This window comes from Streptomyces sp. NPDC007875, assembly GCF_042868035.1.
Taxonomy (GTDB): Bacteria; Actinomycetota; Actinomycetes; order Streptomycetales; family Streptomycetaceae; genus Streptomyces; species Streptomyces antimycoticus.
The window spans coordinates 1-16,839 of record NZ_JBIADZ010000068.1 but is presented as its reverse complement, the minus strand read 5'-3'; the positions used below and the strand labels follow the sequence as shown (position 1 = coordinate 16,839).

16 protein-coding genes are annotated in these 16,839 nt (G+C 68.4%); 6 read left to right on the top strand and 10 right to left on the bottom strand.

From position 1 onward, the window contains the following. Positions 1 to 283 precede the first annotated feature (283 nt). Complete coding sequence (locus ACFYOY_RS48525; RefSeq protein ID WP_351906106.1) at positions 284 to 457, top strand: hypothetical protein; 174 nt, start codon at positions 284 to 286, stop codon at positions 455 to 457. A gap of 358 nt (positions 458 to 815) precedes the next feature. Here ACFYOY_RS48525 and ACFYOY_RS48520 read toward each other — a convergent pair whose 3' ends face one another. The 6 genes from ACFYOY_RS48520 to ACFYOY_RS48495 form a co-directional block, all read right to left on the bottom strand. Further along, the gene (locus tag ACFYOY_RS48520; protein ID WP_351906103.1) at positions 816 to 1,667 is read right to left on the bottom strand and encodes a ketose-bisphosphate aldolase; all 852 of its coding nucleotides are present in this window, start codon (positions 1,665 to 1,667) and stop codon (positions 816 to 818) included. 95 nt (positions 1,668 to 1,762) lie between these two features. Next, on the bottom strand, positions 1,763 to 2,713 hold the full coding sequence (locus tag ACFYOY_RS48515) for a DMT family transporter (protein ID WP_351906100.1): 951 nt from the start codon (positions 2,711 to 2,713) through the stop codon (positions 1,763 to 1,765). Beyond that, the gene (locus tag ACFYOY_RS48510; protein WP_351906097.1) at positions 2,710 to 3,702 is read right to left on the bottom strand and encodes a BadF/BadG/BcrA/BcrD ATPase family protein; all 993 of its coding nucleotides are present in this window, start codon (positions 3,700 to 3,702) and stop codon (positions 2,710 to 2,712) included. The genes ACFYOY_RS48515 and ACFYOY_RS48510 overlap by 4 nt, the downstream gene beginning before the upstream one ends. A gap of 49 nt (positions 3,703 to 3,751) precedes the next feature. Then, positions 3,752 to 4,915 (bottom strand): SIS domain-containing protein, encoded by a 1,164-nt coding sequence (locus tag ACFYOY_RS48505; RefSeq protein WP_351906094.1) that lies wholly within the window; start codon positions 4,913 to 4,915, stop codon positions 3,752 to 3,754. Next, the gene (locus ACFYOY_RS48500; protein WP_351906091.1) at positions 4,912 to 6,207 is read right to left on the bottom strand and encodes a D-tagatose-bisphosphate aldolase, class II, non-catalytic subunit; all 1,296 of its coding nucleotides are present in this window, start codon (positions 6,205 to 6,207) and stop codon (positions 4,912 to 4,914) included. The genes ACFYOY_RS48505 and ACFYOY_RS48500 overlap by 4 nt, the downstream gene beginning before the upstream one ends. Positions 6,208 to 6,406: 199 nt before the next feature. Continuing rightward, positions 6,407 to 7,195 carry a GntR family transcriptional regulator gene (locus tag ACFYOY_RS48495; RefSeq protein ID WP_043236804.1) on the bottom strand — a complete coding sequence of 263 codons (789 nt, stop codon included), beginning with the start codon at positions 7,193 to 7,195 and terminating at the stop codon, positions 6,407 to 6,409. A 429-nt stretch (positions 7,196 to 7,624) separates the two neighbouring features. Between ACFYOY_RS48495 and ACFYOY_RS48490 the strand changes: the two genes are divergently transcribed. The 4 genes from ACFYOY_RS48490 (at position 7,625) to ACFYOY_RS48475 (ending at position 12,105) form a co-directional block, all read left to right on the top strand. Beyond that, positions 7,625 to 9,700, top strand: coding sequence for a glycoside hydrolase family 36 protein (locus ACFYOY_RS48490; RefSeq protein WP_388594476.1), 2,076 nt, complete (start codon positions 7,625 to 7,627; stop codon positions 9,698 to 9,700). Positions 9,701 to 9,842: 142 nt separating this feature from the next. Then, complete coding sequence (locus ACFYOY_RS48485; RefSeq protein WP_388594474.1) at positions 9,843 to 10,910, top strand: integrase core domain-containing protein; 1,068 nt, start codon at positions 9,843 to 9,845, stop codon at positions 10,908 to 10,910. Between the two features lie 590 nt (positions 10,911 to 11,500). Next, entirely contained in the window at positions 11,501 to 11,848 is a 348-nt protein-coding gene (locus ACFYOY_RS48480; protein ID WP_123107486.1) for a hypothetical protein, read from the top strand. Further along, complete coding sequence (locus tag ACFYOY_RS48475; RefSeq protein ID WP_351906081.1) at positions 11,845 to 12,105, top strand: hypothetical protein; 261 nt, start codon at positions 11,845 to 11,847, stop codon at positions 12,103 to 12,105. The genes ACFYOY_RS48480 and ACFYOY_RS48475 overlap by 4 nt, the downstream gene beginning before the upstream one ends. Positions 12,106 to 12,337: 232 nt before the next feature. Here the strand turns inward: ACFYOY_RS48475 and ACFYOY_RS48470 are convergent, their stop codons facing one another. After that, a complete protein-coding gene (locus ACFYOY_RS48470) occupies positions 12,338 to 12,565 on the bottom strand; it encodes a hypothetical protein (protein ID WP_388594470.1) in 228 nt (75 codons plus the stop codon). 283 nt (positions 12,566 to 12,848) lie between these two features. Between ACFYOY_RS48470 and ACFYOY_RS48465 the strand changes: the two genes are divergently transcribed. Next, on the top strand, positions 12,849 to 13,649 hold the full coding sequence (locus ACFYOY_RS48465) for an integrase core domain-containing protein (protein WP_388594467.1): 801 nt from the start codon (positions 12,849 to 12,851) through the stop codon (positions 13,647 to 13,649). A 49-nt stretch (positions 13,650 to 13,698) separates the two neighbouring features. Here the strand turns inward: ACFYOY_RS48465 and ACFYOY_RS48460 are convergent, their stop codons facing one another. From ACFYOY_RS48460 to ACFYOY_RS48450, 3 genes are read right to left on the bottom strand one after another with little or no spacing between them, the layout of a single operon-like run. Next, on the bottom strand, positions 13,699 to 14,379 hold the full coding sequence (locus ACFYOY_RS48460) for a response regulator transcription factor (protein ID WP_351906075.1): 681 nt from the start codon (positions 14,377 to 14,379) through the stop codon (positions 13,699 to 13,701). Beyond that, entirely contained in the window at positions 14,376 to 15,701 is a 1,326-nt protein-coding gene (locus ACFYOY_RS48455; protein ID WP_351906072.1) for a histidine kinase, read from the bottom strand. Before ACFYOY_RS48455 ends, ACFYOY_RS48460 begins: the two co-directional genes overlap by 4 nt. Then, the gene (locus ACFYOY_RS48450) at positions 15,698 to 16,540 is read right to left on the bottom strand and encodes a CPBP family intramembrane glutamic endopeptidase (protein ID WP_351906069.1); all 843 of its coding nucleotides are present in this window, start codon (positions 16,538 to 16,540) and stop codon (positions 15,698 to 15,700) included. The genes ACFYOY_RS48455 and ACFYOY_RS48450 overlap by 4 nt, the downstream gene beginning before the upstream one ends. Positions 16,541 to 16,839: the final 299 nt, after the last annotated feature.

Sequence of the window (16,839 nt, the reverse complement as noted above, 5' to 3'; positions counted from 1 at the left end):
TCACCGGGTTCTGCGCACCCGAATACTCGGCGGCGTGATCAACGAGTACAGATACGCCGCCTGACCGGGAACGACGAGTTTCCGAACGGCACAGGCACCTCCTCCACGCCCTGCACGAGTTCGAGCAGTTCTACAACGGACATCGACCACACCAAGGCATCGCCAACGCCAGACCGGTCCACCCCTTGCCCCCGCCGATCGACGAGCCGGACACGTTAGCCCGCCTCAACATACGTCGGCACGATCGCCTCGGAGGCATCCTCCACGAATACCGACATGCAGCGTGACCTGCACGGATGAGATTTCTGGCAAGGGCAATGTCACCGTGGTCAGCGAGGGCATGGCCGTGCACAGTGCCGCAGGCGCCACACGGGCACAACTGCACGCCGCCGTGGACATCGCGCTGCAAGCCGTCATCGCCTACGCGCCCCGCGAAACTTCTGGTGCGCCGACGTAGTCGCCCTTCCGGCGCTTCCGCTGACGCTGCCCGACAGCCAACTCCGGGAACGAGGTAGCCCAGGCCAATGGGGCCAGTCCGCGAGACTCAGGCCCGCCAGCGGCGGTGCAACATAGCCGACGATCGCCGGTTAAGGAAACCGGCCTTTGTCGCGATCATTGATGCATCCCCTTCACCACTCGAAGGGGGCATCACGCTGCCTGCACCCCAACTGCGGTAGACCGCACTACGCAGGGTGACAGCCGCACACCCCAGACACCCTCGAATACTCATGATCACAGCACGGGGGCGGTGCCCACGACGCACGGAACCCGTCACCGACCAGGCGACATCAGGTGCGGGAAAGCTTCGGGCCCGCTCAGCCACTCACCACGCCGAGAAGGACCCGGACCGTCTCCGCCATCGTCTCCCGGCCCTGGGCGACGTAGGGGCGGGGGTCGGTCAGGCCGGGCCGGGCCCCCAGCGCTTCGCGGACCGCGCCGGTGAACGCGACGTTGAGAGCGGTACCGATGTTGATCTTCACGATGCCCGCCTGGACGGCTTGTCGCAGATCGTCGTCGCCGACGCCCGACGAACCGTGCAGCACCAGAGGTACGGGCACGGCCTCCCGCAGGCGTTCGATGAGCGCGTGGTCCAGGGTCGCGGAGCGTTCGGTCATCGCGTGGCTGCTGCCGACGGCGACGGCCAGGGCGTCCACGCCGGTGTCCGCGACATAGCGCGCCGCCTCCTGCGGGTCGGTGCGCACCCCGGCCGCGTGGGCGCTCGCGGGGGCGTCGGGCTTGCCGCCCACATAGCCGAGTTCGGCCTCCAGCCACAGGCCCGCGCCGTGGGCCCACTGGGCCGCGGCGCGGGTGGCGGCGAGGTTCTCGGCGTACGGCTGCGCCCCGGCGTCGAACATCGCGGAGGAGAACCCCGCGTCGGCCGCCGTGCGCAGCAGCCGCATGTCCGTCACGTGGTCCATGTGCAGTGCGACGTCGACGTCACAGGCCTTGCCGACCTCGGCCGCGGCCCGCGCGATCGGCTCGACCCGGCCGCCGTGGAACCGTACGGCGTTCTCGCTGATCTGCAGGATCACCCCCGGGGCGCCCGCGGCGGCTGCGCCGGCGGTGATCGCCTCGGCGTGCTCCAGCGTGATCACGTTGAACGCCGCGACGGCCCGGCCTGCGGCGGCGGCCTTCGAGACGAGTTCGCGCGTGGGAACCAGGGGCATAAAGGTGTCCCCTCGCTTTCATGTCGGTTCGGTGAGTACGGGCCGGTGTCGGCCCGTATTGCTACGTGGTTCGGCCGGTACGGATATGTGGGCGATCAGGACTTCTGCGGGGCCGGACTCACGTCCGCGCCGTCGTCCGCCGCGCCCGGGGCCACGGAGTTCTCGCCGCTCTTCTCGTCGCTGTAGACCATCAGGGTCGAGCCTGCGAGGGCCAGCACGATACCGAGGGCGCCCCATACGTTGGGGAGCGTTTGGTAGACGGCCAGGGACAGCACGATGGTCAGCACCGGTGCCAGTGCGTTGGTGATGGGGGCGACGACCGTGGCCTTGCCCCGGCTGAACGCCATGACCAGGAACAGCGCGCCGACCGCGTTGAGGACCTGCGTCACCGCGGTGAGCGCGGGCGCCTGCCACGGAGCGTCGGACGGGAATTCGCCCATCATCACGAACGCCACCGGAACCAGCAGCAGTCCGCTGATGGTCATCCAGCCGAAGGTCGTCGCGTCGTTGACCCCGACCACCGCGGCCTTGCGCATGCAGAACGCCTGCACGCCCCAGGCGACGCAGATCAGGATGGCCATCAGCAGCCACGGGCCGTGCGAGTTCGAGTCGTCCTTGCCGCTGGGAATGCTGAGCAGCACGATCGCCGCCAGTGCCGCGACGACACCCACGAGGGCGAGCCGGTTGATCCGCTCCCGCAGCAGCGCCATCGCCATGAGGACGGTGACCACCGGGGAGAGCGACACCAGGGGGAAGATGAGGTACGCCGGGCCGTTGGCGAGCGCGTGGAACAGCAGGAGTTGGCCGCCTGCACCGGTCAGTCCCGCGATCAGTCCGTACACGGCGGCGATCGGCCGGCGGTCGAACGTGTTGCCGCGCATCGCGAAGTACGCGGGTATGAGCATCGTGAAGGCCCAGATGATGTAGATCATCTCGTTGGGGTAGCCGTACCTGCTGTTCGGCTCGCTGGAGAAGGCGCCCCACACACCCCAGAACAGGACCAGCAGCGACGCGTACACGATCCAGCTCTTTGAGCCTCTGTTCATCGGTCGTCCTCTCCTGAGGCAGGGGTCCCGGGGGCCATGCGCAGCGCGTCGAGCGCGGGCTGGTCGAGCGGGGTTCCGGCGAGTTTTGCCGCGTACAGGGCGGCGCCTACGACAGGCTCGTAGAGAGCGCGTCGCAGCTCATAGTTGGTAAAACGATTCTTCAGTCCGGTGGCGAACGCCTCCAGAACCGTGTGCGCGCCGAAGGTGCCGCCGGAGTAGGAGACCGGTACGGTCTCGTCCGGGCCGAACTCCAGCCGCTCGCACGTGACTTCGACGAGCAGGGCGAGTTCCCGGCCGGCGTCGGTGAGGATCTCCGTGGCGGCCTCGTCGCCCAGAGCGGCCGCCTCGGCCACCGAGCGGCTGAGCGCGGCGATCCGGCTCCGGTCGCCCTGCCACTGGTTGTGGACGACGTCGATCACGTCGAGGTCGGACGCGAGATCCAGGTGGCGCCGGAACACCTCGGCCAGGGGGCCCTCGGGGAGCCGTCCGTCGCCCATCCGTGAGAAGGCGTTGAGGCCCCGGACCGCGATCCAGTGCGCCGATCCCTCGTCGCCGAACATCTCGCTCCAGCCACCGACGCGCACGCCCCGGCCCAGCCGCTCGCCGTAGGTCATCGAACCGGTGCCGCTGATGACGTTGATGCCGTCGACCGCGCCCAGTGAACCGGCCCAGCCGCAGACCATGTCGTTGTCGCAGGCGTAGCGGTCGTGCCCGAGCACCGCTCGCGGGGTCGCGTTCAGGACGGGCAGATCGCGGGCCGCCTCCCCGTAACCGGGCAGCCCGAAAAAGGCGTACTCGATGTCGGCAGGGGTCAGCCCGGCCGCCGCGCAGACAGCTTCGACGCCTTCCTTCAGCACACGCTCGACAAGCTCGATGCCGTGGGAGAAGTAGTACGAACTTGCCGCCTGCGCTCGCGCCACGACTTGTCCGGACCGGTCGACCATGCAGAATGCGGTTTTCGTACCGCCACCGTCGACACCTAGGAACATCGTTGTACCTCCGTCCGGCGCCCTCGAACCGCGCCGTCGATGCCTTTGATCAGTTATGCAAGGAGTGCAAGGTCACGCCCTGCACCACGCGGTTGACCTCACCCGAGGGGAACGGGTTGTCGGGCCGCAGGCCCCGGGCCAGAGAGGCACGCAGGGCGATGAGCTGGGCGTACACCACGGCGGACAGCGCCAGGGCGACATCCTCGACGCCAGCGAGGCCCGGAAGCGGCCAGGCGTCGGTGCCTGTGCCCTCCGTTCCCGCGCCGGAGTCCGCGGAGACCGTGACGACGCTGCCGGCGGGCAGATTTCCGCGCAGCTCCGCATAGATGTCCTGGTCGTACTTGCGGGTGTACGGGTCGTTCGACATGTACACCACCGCGACCGAACGGTCGTGGAGCACCGCCTTGGGACCGTGCCGGAATCCCAGCGAGGATTCCGCGACGGCCATGAGCGTCCCACCGGTGAGCTCGAGCACCTTCAGCGCCGACTCCTCGGCGAGGCCCTTCAGCGGGCCGCTGCCGAGGAAGACGATCCGCTCGGGCGCGCTCTCCAGGAGGGCGCCGACGGTGCGGTCGACAGCGCTGCTGTCGGTGATCGACTCGGCTGCCCGGGCCAGGCGTTCGGCGACGCCGTCGTAGGCGCTGCCGCCCAGGGCGAGCAGTGCCGCGAGTGTCATGCACGTGAAGCTCGACGTCATGGCGAAGCCGCGGTCGTTGGACCCGGGCGGCATCAACAGCACGTGGGACTTCGGCAGCTCCGCGTGTTCGCGCGCCAGGCGGCCCTGCTCGTTGCAAGTGATCACGAGGTGGTGCACCTCGGAGAGAACCTGGTCGGCCAGCGCGGTGGCGGCCACGGACTCCGGGCTGTCGCCCGACCGTGCGAAGGAGACCAGCAGCGTGGGAACGTCCTCGGCGAGACAGCCGCGGGGGTCGGCGACGAGGTCCGTGGTGGCAACCGCGTCGACGCGCCGTCCCAGACGCCGGGCCAGGGCGGGCTGGAGCACCTGGCCGGCGAAGGCGGAGGTGCCGGCGCCGGTGAGCACCACGCGCAGGTCGCCGCGGGCGACGAGCGGACGCAGGAAGGCGTCCAGCGAGTCCCGGGAGGCCGAGACGATCCGGTCGACCTCGCGCCACAGCGCGGGCTGCTGGGCGATCTCGCGGACGGTGTGGGCAGCGCCGTCGTCCAAGGACAGCGTGCCGGAGGGCGTGGTCACACGTGCTCCTTCTGGTTCGGGCGGGAGGCGCGGTCGTAGTCGCGCAGAACATCGCGGACGTGGTCCACGGCCAGGTCGCGCGGCCGGGCGGCGAGCTCGCCGTGGCGGACACGGGCGTACTGGAGCGGAAGATGTGCGCTGAGCAGCGGCAGGGGGATGTCCACGGCCGAGAGGTTGTCCAGGAGCCGGGCCTGGGCCTTTTCGATCTCGGGGTCGGGCCAGTAGTAGCGCATCCGGTCGCTGTAGCTGTAGCGGCGTGCGAGGCGCTGCTCGGCGGCGCCGCCCGGGTAGTAGCCCTCCCATGTGGCCGGCTCCGCGAGCATCCGCCGCTCGACGACCTCGGCAAGCCGTGACCGCTCGGCGGCCGGCACCAGTTCGTCCTCGATCGCGGCGAGGGCGAACAGCGCCTCGCGCAGGGCGAAGGTCAGCCCGGGGCCCACCTTGAGGACCGCCCAGTGGTCCTCGACCAGCGCGGTGAGCGCCTCGGCGGTCTGATAGTCGGTCGAGTGGGCCTCGTAGACCATGGTGGGCTCGTCGTCGAGGACCTTGCGCAGTTCCTCGGTCAGCTCCCGCCGGTAGTCGACGACCTGAAGGTGGTCGAACTCGACGGCCGGCTGGACGACGAGGGCCATGACGCGCTTCCAGACCTCGTCGATGCCGTGCCGGGCGAAGGCCTTGCGGTGCTGCTCCAGAGTGGTGCGCGCCGCCTCGGGCGTGGTCGGGACGAGAGCGCCGAGCGTCTCGTGCGCGCCGCCGGGTGTGGGCACCTCGGTACCGATCACGTACCGGATCCGCTCGGCCCGCTCGGGGCCGGCCGTCTCCTCGGCCACGCGGATCAGCCGCGCGGCGCGTTCGGCGACCACGTCGTCGGTCAGCGGTACGGGGTCACCGGCGCAGGCGAAGCTGCAGTCCAGGTGGATTTTGGTGAAGTCCGCCGCCACGTAGGCGGCGACCAGGGCGTCGGCCCGCTCCATCGCCTCGTCGGGCGTCAGGGACTGCCACCGGTTCGGTCCCAGGTGGTCGCCGCCGAGAATCACGCGGTCCAGTGGCAGACCACTTTCGGCGGCGATGCGGTACACGAGGTCGCGGAAGTCCGCGGGCCGCATGCCCGTGTAACCGCCGTACTGGTCAACCTGGTTCGAGGTCGCCTCCACCAGTACATGACCGCCGCTCTCCCGTGCTTGCACCACGGCTGCCTCGATGACCAGTGGATGAGCCGAACACACCGAGGTGATGCCCTGTGGCTGTCCGGCCTTCTGGCGCCGGACCACCTCGCTCAATGGGCTCTGCATTGCCAACCCCTTACTCAACGTGCATTTTGAGCCCTTCCGCCACGTTGGCCCGGAGCCCAGAGGGGACGGTACTGGTCTCATTGCTGGCCGTCAATAGTCTTATTTTGGTATGCATCTGGTATTCGATACCGCGCATCACGTCCGCCCCGCAGCTGGTACGTGGTGCAGGAGGAGAGTCTCCGTGACCTGCGGTGATCAATCAGCCCTGATTGGTGATGGAGGCCCGGAACCGGTAGCGGTCCCCCCGGTAGACCTGGACGGTCAGTTCGATCGGGCGTGATTCCTGGTTCGACGTCAGCTGGGTCGCGACGAGCATCGGCATGGTCTCCCCGATCTCGAACAGCTCGATCTCCCGTGGCGTCGGGTGGCGGGCCTCGACCGAATAGTCGGCGACGCGGGGCAGCTGCGGCGGGTCGGCGGCGCGCAGGGTGGCGTAGAGCGAGGCCGTGTTGAAGTCGGTTTCGGCCAAGGCCGGGCAGGCCGCCAAAGGAAGCCGGTTGTGCTCGAGCACGACCAGCAGACCGTCGAGGAAGCGCAGTCGGTGGAGGTCGAAGAGGTCGGCGCCCGGAGCGATCCGGAGCTGCTCGGCCTCGGACACCGTGGCCGGGCGGACGGTGGCGGAGAGCACCTTGCCGGCCGTCGTCAAGCCGTTGGCCTGGGCATAGTCGGCGAACCCCTGGACCTGCGGGGCCGCCGAGCCGGACGTCATCGTCGCCTCGGGGAGCAGACCGAGCTCGGCGACGAACCACCCGCGCGACGACGACGGCCGCACGATGCCCCGTGACTCCAATTGCGCGAGGGCCGCTCGCAGCGTCACGCGCGACACGGCGTACCGCTCGACCAGAGCCCGCTCGGAGGGCAGCCGGTCACCGGGGCGGGCGGCAGCGGCGCGCAGGTCCTCGAGCAACTGCGTGGCCGTGCGCTCGTACAACGGGAGGGCATCGTCCCCGAACAGACCTCTGGGCATCGGCGTTCTCGCATCCGTCATACCAGAAACATACCAATTCGATCGACGGCGCGAACCCTCGTCCGGGCGGCCCACCCGTTGACATGCCACTCGAATACCACTTACGTTCTCGCAGCAGGCCACCCGGTGATGAAGAAGTCGCCCGTGAGCGACCTTCCGTTTCGCCGTGCCCCGGGCACTCTCCGGTGATGGAGGCAGCGTTGTCGCAGCTCACCGAGGATGGCCGCGCACTGCCGCCGGAGGCGACCTCGCACCGGGGCGCCCGTTCGGACGCCACGCCGTCCCCCGACCCCACCCGACCCACTGCGAAAACCAGTAGCAGACCAGGCATCGGCCAGCCTTACGGACGGTCGCCTCGTCGCGAGCACGCGGCTCGACCTGAACGATCCACCACGACGGACAGAAGGCAGCTGCCCCAGTCGGGCACGCACGACCGAAAGAGAGTTCGACATGACGGACATGAACCGGCGAAGCGTACTGAAGGTCGCGCTGGGGGGTGCCGGCCTGGCCGCCATCCCCGCCGTGGCCATGGGCGCCTCACCCGCGGCCGCCGCACCGAACTCGGATCCTGACCTCGTCGGAGTCGGCGACACCTCCATCACCCTGGAGTTCGACGACCAACTGCGAAGCCGGGTCGCGTTTAAGGGCGTCGACCTCACCCGCTTCGACGCCGGCGAAGCCCTGCTGGTGGGCGACAAGGCCATCGAGGCGTTCGCCTACCGCGGACACCGGACCCGCGCCACCCGGCACCCCCGCCACGGCGCGGGCGTCCGGGTGACGATCGAGGGCACGTCCAAGGAAGGCGTGCACAAGACGGTCGAGCTGACCTCCTTCGAGCGTCTTACCGGCATGATCGTGATGAAGGTGACCTACACCAACAGGTCCTCCACCGCACTGAAGGTCACCGGGTGGCGCAACGGAGCCCACGAACTCCTGGAGACCCCCGGCGGCTTCTACACCTTCTCCGGCACCACGTACACGGACCGCCGCGACTGGGTGATGCCGGTGAAGGACGGCTACGTCCAGGAGAACTCGCTGGGGATGGACTCCTCCGACTACGGCGGCGGCACGCCGCTGGCGACCGTCTGGCGCCGGGGCGCGGGCCTTTCCGTCGGACACGTCGAGCCCGTGGCGACGATCCTGCGCATGCCGGTCCGCAAGACGGACGCCGGAGCGAGCATCGCCATCCAGGACTACACCGCCCGCACCCTGAAGCCGGGCCGTCGGCTCAGCACCGACACCACGTTCCTGACCGCCCTCCCGGGCGACCACTTCGTGCCGCTCCAGCGGTACCGCGACTACATGAGCGACATCGGCCAGCGCGCTCCCAAGGTCCCCGCCTCGGCCTTCGAGCCCATCTGGTGTGCCTGGGGCTACGAGCGCGACTTCACCGTCGAGCAGGTCACCGGAACGCTGCCGAAGGCGCACGAGGTCGGCCTGCGCTGGGTCGTGCTCGATGACGGCTGGCAGACCAACGAGGGCGACTGGGACATCAACACGACGAAGTTCCCGCGCGGCGAAGCGGACATGCGGGCCTTCACCAAGGAGATACGGGACGCCGGCCTGCGACCGCGCCTGTGGTGGGCCCCGCTGGCGGCGGACCCCGACAGCAACCTGATCCGGGACCGCTCCGACATGCTGTTGCTGGACCGCGACGGCAACAAGCAGGACGTCACCTGGTGGGACGCCTACACGCTCTGCCCGGCCTACCAGCCGACCGTGGACTACTTCGTCGAGCAGGCGAAGAGGTTCATCGGCGACTGGGGCTACGAGGGGCTCAAGATCGACGGCCAGCACCTCAACAGCGTCGCACCCTGCTACAACCCGAAGCACCGGCACGCCCGCCCCGAGGAATCCACCGAGGGCGTGGCGCGGTTCTGGAAGGCGATCCACGAAGCCGCGCACGCGGCGAACCCCGACGCCCTCGTCGAACTCTGCCCCTGCGGTACCGCCTTCGCCTTCCACAACCTGCCCTACGTCGACCAGTACCCCAGCTCGGACCCGGAGTCCTCCTACCAGGTCCGGAGCAAGGGCAAGTCGATGAAGGCGCTGATGGGCGCGGGCAGCAGCTACGCCGGCGACCACGTCGAACTGAGCGACAGCGGCGACGACTTCGCGTCCTCCTACGGGGTCGGAGCCGTCCTGTCGACCAAGTTCACCCTCCCCGGCACCGGAGCCCCGGACAAGGCGACCGACCTCACCCCGGAGAAGGAGGTCCTCTGGCGCAAGTGGGTGTCCCTGTACGAGAAGAACATGCTGCCCACCGGCGAGTACCGCGGTGAGCTGTACGACATCGGCTTCGACAAGCCCGAGGCGCATGTCGTGGCCACGAAGCGGACCCTCCACTACGCCTTCTACGCCGACCAGTGGGACGGGACGGTCGAGCTGCGCGGTCTGGGCCGCACGCGGTACCGCCTGACCGACCCGTTCACCGGCAAGTCACTCGGAACTGCCACTGCTCAGCACAACACCGTGAAGCTGTCCTTCGAGCGGTTCCAGCTCATCGTGGCCGAGCCCATCGGCTGATCGGCGGACGGCCGTGGCGACGCTCTTTGATCATGCGAGTGGCGTGCCACAGGCTTGCCGGCGTAGCGCTCCAAAATGCCTTCACCGGGGTTGATCTGAGGCAACGCACCTGACCAGCAGGTACCAGGCATGATCAGTCCTCGTGCTGGTTCGACTTGTCTACCTCATCGGCACGCGAATCTTCGCGTGGCTGTTCTTGATGTCTCGATCTTCTGCGGCCAAGAATGCGGAGATATTGATCCTTCGGCACGAGCTCGCGGTTCTGCGTCGACGGGTCACCGCGCCCAAGCCCGGCTGGCCGGACCGCGCGCTGCTCACCGTTCTGACCCGGCTGATCCCCCAAGCCCTGCGCGAACGCCGGATCGTCTCCCCACGCACCCTGCTGGCGTGGCACCGGCGTCTGGTGAAGCAGAAGTGGACGCAGCCGCCGTCTACCGGGCGACCGCCCCTGCCGGAGGAAATCCGCAACCTGATCATCCGGCTCGGCACCGAGAATCCTCGATGGGGATTCCGACGCGTGCACGGCGAACCGCGCCGCCTCGGGCACAAGGTCAGCCCCGCCGCCGTCCGGCGTGTGCTGCGTGCCGCCGGTCTCGGTCCCGCGCCGCGTCGCCAGCCGGCGCGCGGTGAGTGGGCCGCGTTCCTTAAAGCCCAGGCCAGCGGCCTGCTCGCCACCGATCTCTTCCATGTCGACACCATCGGCCTGCAGCGGCTCTACGTGCTATTCATCATGGAGGTGCGCACCCGCACCGTTCATATCCTCGGCGTCACCGCCCACCCCAGCGCCGCATGGGCCACTCAGCGGGCCCGGCAGTTTCTGTGGCAACTCGGCGATCAGGCCGCCGAATTCACTCACATCATCCGCGACCGGGATGCGAAGTTCACCGCCGCCTTTGACGCCGTGTTCGCCAGTGAGGACATCACCGTGGCCAAGGCCCCTCCACGCAGCCCCAACTGCAACCCACACGCAGAACGCTTCATCCGCTCAGCACGGGAAGAGTGCACTGACCGTGTCCTGCTCTTCGACCGTGGCCACGCCGAGAAGATCCTCCACGACTACGCACACCACTTCAACAGCCACCGACCCCACCAAGGCCGTGACCAACTCGCGCCCAGCGACAATCCGAACGTCATCCCCCTGCCTGCAGCCCGGATCAAACGCCGACAAGCCGTCGCAGGCCTCATCAACGAGTACCACCGAGCCAGCTGACCATAGGAAAAATCCCAGCTCACAACCAGTGAAGCCATTCTGAGGCGCTACAGGGTCGGGAGCCGACAAGGGGCCTTATGCCTCTCGATGCACAGAGCATCCGAAATCAATAGGGTGACGCCAGGGGCCTACGGTTGACGACGGCGCACAGGAGCGCGGTACGGCGCTGTAGGTGTACCGGATCGGGTGACGGACGAATCGGGCACCGTTGACACGTCTGCGAGTTGGGAGCACGAGGGCTCCCAGAGGGCTACCCATTGCTCCCAGCCGGGAAACGGTTAAGGCCGCTTCCGCTACCCACGGAAACGGCCTCCGACCTGCGAAAACGCTGGTCGGGACGACAGGATTTGAACCTGCGACCCCTTGACCCCCAGCCGCGCGGCAACTCTCCGCGACAATCCGTACCGCACCGTAGCGCTCGGTTCAGAACCGTACCCCGCCCTTGCGCGCCTACGGAGAACGCGGCAATCAGCCACTCCCCCATAGCAACAGCCACGCCATGCGACGGCATGCGGAGCGGACAAGGGTCTCCCACGGCTACCGCGCCCGCACGGTAGGGTACGACGAGCAACCCTGCACAGGAGGTCATCGTGAGTGCGCAGCCAGACGGCCCGTATGGACCCCTGATCCCCATGCCCGACCTCACCCCTGACGCACTGCGCACGGCTGTCGCCCGGATCGCTCCCAGCAGAGTCCCTGCGCTCACTCAGCACCTGTTCGAGGCGACCACAAACGCACAGCAGACACAGAGCCTCGCGCCCCTGCGGGCTTTCGTCCACTCATGGGCCGTGTTCGTCGCCATCGAGCGGCACCCGGAACGCGCCGCCCGCCTCCGTGAACTCGAGCAGATCGTCGATATGGCCGAACAGGACCCGACGGCGGCCATCCACGAAATTCAGCAGATCCGTAAGGCCGCGGAGGCCGAGGCGGGGCTGTGACCGACTGGACCTGGGAGTACAACCCGAGTGAGGAGTACGTCGCCGACGGACTTGCGCCAGGTATCGTAGCAGAGGTCGAGCGACTGGCGACCGAACTCGCCGCGCTTGGAGTCGACGCGGTAAAGGTGGGTCGGCCCTTCGACCGAGAAGGCGGACTCCGAGAATTCGACATTCTCGGCGGACGCGGCTTCATCAGCTTCCTCTCAGTACCACGCCATCACTGCATCTATATCTGCAACATCACCTGGTACGGATGACGTTGCTCTCGTTCCAGCGCCATTGTTGAGGCCGCCGCGGATCCAGGTGGGCTCGATGCCTCGGGTGCGCAGTTCATGCGACTGTGCTTGCCGAGAATGCCATCAGCCCGGATCGGAGCGGGTGCACCGAGTCCCGACGGTCGTCGGCCACAGTCGGTCGTGCAGACGCTCTCGCGTGGCCGGTGGTCCACGCGAGATGAAAATCGATCGTGCTACTGCGACTGACAATGTGCTATTCGAACCCTGCGGCAGCACTGGTGCCCTGGGTGCGGCGAAAGATGTCGAGATCTTGATGCTCCGGCACCAGCTCGGTGTCGCGCAACGCACTGCCCTTGCCGGAAACTTCATCCGTGCAGGTCACGCTGCGTGTCGGTACTCGTGGAGGATGCCCGTAGCGTTCCAGAATGGCTTCACCGGACCTGACCTGGGGCAACATACGTGGCCACCTGGTGTCCAGCATGATCAGTCCTCATGCTGGTACGGCTTACCTACCTGATCGCCACGCGGATCTTCGCGTGGCTGTTCCTGATGACTCGATCCGCTGCGACCAAGAATGTAGAGATACTGATCCTGCGGCACGAGCTCGCGGTTCTGCGTCGGCAGGTCACCTCGCCCAAGCCCGGATGGCCGGACCGTGCACTGCTCGCCGCCCTGTCCCGACTGCTCCCCCGCCCCCTGCGCGAACACCGGATCGCCTCACCGCGCACCCTGCCGGCCTGGCACCAGCGTCTGGTGAAGCAGAAGTGGACGCAGTCGCCGTCTACCGGGCGGCCTCCGCTGCCCGAGGAGATCCGCGACTCATCCGGCTCGGCGCCGAGAACTCCCGATGGGGTTTCCGGCGCGTGCACGGCGAACCGCGCCGCCTCGGGTACAAAGTTAGCCCCACCACCGTCCGTCGGGTGCTGCGTGCTGCCGGTCTCGGCCCCGCGCCGCGCCGCCAGCCGGCGCGCGGTGAGTGGGCTGCCTTCCTCAAGGCCCAGGCCAACGGCCTGCTCGCCACCGATCTCTTCCATGTCGACACCATCAGCCTGCAGCGCCTCTACGCACTGTTCGTCATGGAGGTGCATACCCGCACCGTCCATATCCTCGGCGTCACCGCTCACCCCACCGCCGCATGGGTCACTCAGCAGGCCCGGCAGTTCCTGTGGCAACTTGGTGAGCACGCAGCAGAATTCACTCACCTCATCCGCGACCGGGACGCGAAATTCACGGCCGCTTTCGACGCCGTGTTCGCCAGCGAGGACATCACTGTGACCAAGATCCCTCCACGCAGCCCCAACTGCAACCCACACGCAGAACGCTTCATCCGCTCGGTGAGGGAAGAGTGCACCGACCGTGTCCTGCTCTTCGGCCGTGGTCACGCCGAGAAGATCCTCCACGACTACGCACGCCACTTCAACAGCCACCGACCCCTGAAGGGTGTCAATATTCCGATCAGGCTGCTGAGCCGTGCGTTTCCTGTGGATGATGAGGGGGACTGTAAAACGCTCGGCTGGGAAACCCCAGCCGAGCGCCTCGCTAAGCTACTGACAACAGCCGCATGACCAGCGGTGTTGCCACGACCGCTTGAATTCGCCCCAGGCCCGTGGGGGCTCAGCTCGCCAGGCCGCGACGGAACGCGTAGACGACCGCCTGGACGCGGTCGCGCAGGTTCAGCTTGGTGAGTATGCGGGAGACGAACGTCTTCACCGTCTCCTGGCTGATAACGAGGGCGGCGGCGATCTCGCTGTTGGACAGGCCGTCCGCGATCAGCCGCAGCACCTCCAGCTCGCGGGGGGTGAGCGGAATGTCCTCGGGGGCGCTGTCGGTGGGGCGGATGCGGGTCGCGTACCGGCCGACGAGCTGGCGGGTGACCTCGGGGTCGAGGAGCGCCGCGCCCATGGCGACCGTGCGGATGCCGTGCAGCAGGTGGTCGGGCGGGGCGTCCTTGAGGAGGAAGCCGCTCGCTCCGGCGCGCAGCGCCTCGTAGACGTATTCGTCGAGGTTGAACGTGGTGACCACGAGGACCTTGACGGGGTGGGCGACCCCGGCCCCCGCCAGCAGGCGGGTGGCTTCGAGGCCGTCGAGGACCGGCATGCGGATGTCCATGACCACGACGTCCGGGTCGAGCTCGCGGGCGAGGTCGACTCCTTTCCGGCCGTCACCGCACTCGCCCACCACCTCCATGTCGGGCTGGGCGTCGATGATGGTGACCAGGCCCATGCGGATCAGCGCCTGGTCGTCGCAGACGAGCACCCGGGTCGGCGCGGACCCGGACGGCGGAGGTGTATTCACGAGCGGCCCCCGGCCGGTATCCGCGCCCGGACGACGAAGCCGCCGCCCGCGACGGCGCCCGCGCTGAAGTCCCCGCCGAGCACGTCGACCCGCTCGCGCAGACCGGCCAGCCCCCGTCCGCTGCCACCGACGGCGGCGGCCCGTGAGCCGGTGCCGTCCGTGCTGACCTCCACGGTGGTCTCCCTCTCGCCGTGCCGCACGGTGACCGAAGTGCGGCTGCCGTGAGCGTACTTGAGGGCGTTGGTGAGTGCTTCCTGCACCACCCGGTAGGCCACGAGGTCGGAACTGCCGGTGGACTCCGGCGGGGCGCCCTCCTCGGTGAACTCCACCGGCTGGCCCGCCCGGCGGGTCTGCTCCACGAGGGTCAGGACGCGGCCGACGGCCGGTGTCCTCGGCTCGGCCGCGGCATCGCCGCCATTCCCGGTGCCGTGATCGGGATTGAGCAGGTCCAGCAGATGCCGCAGATCGGTGATCGCCCGGCGCCCGGTATCGGAGACGGCGCTCAGGGACTGCTCCAGCCGCTCGGGCGCGGCGGTCAGATAGCGGGCAGCCTCCGCCTGCACCACCATCGCCGTCACGTGGTGGGTCACGACGTCGTGCAACTCCCTCGCTATCCGGGTGCGTTCGGCGTTCCGTGTCTCCACCGCGACCCGCTTGCGACGTTCGGCCTCCGCCTGCCGGGTGGTGCGGAGCCAGCTTCCGGCGCCCCAGGCCAGGCCCAGCGCCATGTAGAAGGTCGTGAACTCCGTGGCGGTCTCGCCCGTGCCGAGGTGGGAGAGGCCCACCGACAGCGCCACGTACGCCACGGTGAGGCCGGCCACGAAGCTCCGGCGGTGCCGTTCCAGGTGCGAGCCGGTGCTCACCAGCACGACGCCCATCGCGGTGGCCGCGAAGGTGTGGTAGCCGAGGAGCTGGTCGACGGCGAACCCGCCGGACACCAGGGTCAGGGAGAGGGCCGGCCACCGCCGGCGCACCGCCAGGGGCAGGGTCTCGAGGAGGATCACCACGACGGCCACCGCGTCGTGCGGGCGATCGGGGACACCCCCGATGACCGTTCCGTTGCTGCGGAGCGCCGGGAGGAAGGAACCGATCAGGAGGAGGAGTGCGAAGGGAAGGTCCCGGACGACGACGTCCAGCCGGTACCAGACTCCACCGAGCCGCTTCCGGGTGCTGTCCAGACGGTGTCGGATGCCGTCCAGGCGGGCCCGGTTCACCAACGGCCGTAGCCGGAGCCCGGTCGGCCGGTGCCCGGCACCGCTCTCGCGGTGTCCGGCTCCGTCCGTCCAGTGCTCCGGCGAACCGGCGGATCGCTGTTCCGTCATCGGGCGAGCGCCGCGAGGGTGTCGACGCGCTCGGCGCGGCGCCGGGGGACGATGTTGCCTCGGCGGTGGGCCACGACCAGGAAGCAGACCGCCAGCAGCGTGCCGAAGACCACCGAGTAGATGCTCGCCTCGGGACCGAACTCGCCGCCCGTGATCAGATGGCTGCCCGACAGGGTGGCGTCCAGCAGACCGTGGGTGTCGCCGTTGCCCGAGACCTGGGTGCTGAAGACGCCGGACTCCATGAAGTTCCAGGCGAAGTGCACGCCCATCGGCAGCCACAAGTTGCGGGTGGCGGTGTAACCAGCGGCGAGCATGACGCCGGCCTCTACGGCGATGGCCAGGGCGCCGGCGACGGTGGCGTCGTCGTTGAGGAGGTGCATGGCGCCGAACACGAGGCCGGACAGTACCAGGGCGATGTACGTGCCCGTGCCGCGTTCCAGCAGCCGGAACAGCAGTCCGCGGAAGATGATCTCCTCCGTCGAGGCGGCGGCCGCCATGAAGCCGATCAGCCCGATGGCCCCGCTCACCGAGTCGATGCCGTGGACCTTGTAGTCACCGAGGAAGTAAATGTTGCCGATGACGCAGAGGAACATCAGCGTGCCGAAGACCAGGCCCCAGAAGGTCGCGCTCGTCGCTTCCTTCCCCCGCAGTTCGGTCACCTCGCGGTTCTCGGTGCGCCGCACGGCCCACCGGTAGACGAAGGTCATCACGGCCACGGTGAGGGCGCCCACCAGGAGCGAGAGCCAGGGGTTGTCCTTCACCCCGTTGGTGAGACCGCCGCACACCGCGTAGACCCCGAAGACGACGACTACCTGCAGGACTACCTTCCAGGCTTTCATGACGTGGACTCCCTTTGCCGGTTCCGACTCCGGTTCCTTCTCCGGTCCGCGGCCCGGCGTTCCGCGGCGATTCGAACACTACGGATTCGATGTTGGGGAATCGTCACCTTGCGGTGGACACTCGCTTGTCGCTCTCACGGGGGACAGAGGGGCGGGACGTCACCCAGAAGAGGCCCCAACCAATCGCTGAGGGGCTCCAGTTGGGTGTGCCGTTCGGAAACTCATCCCTCCTGCTCGCGGGTGGTCTGGCGCGCCATCACCGTCTGCTGGAACCCTCTCCGGGTGATCGTTTCGCTCGT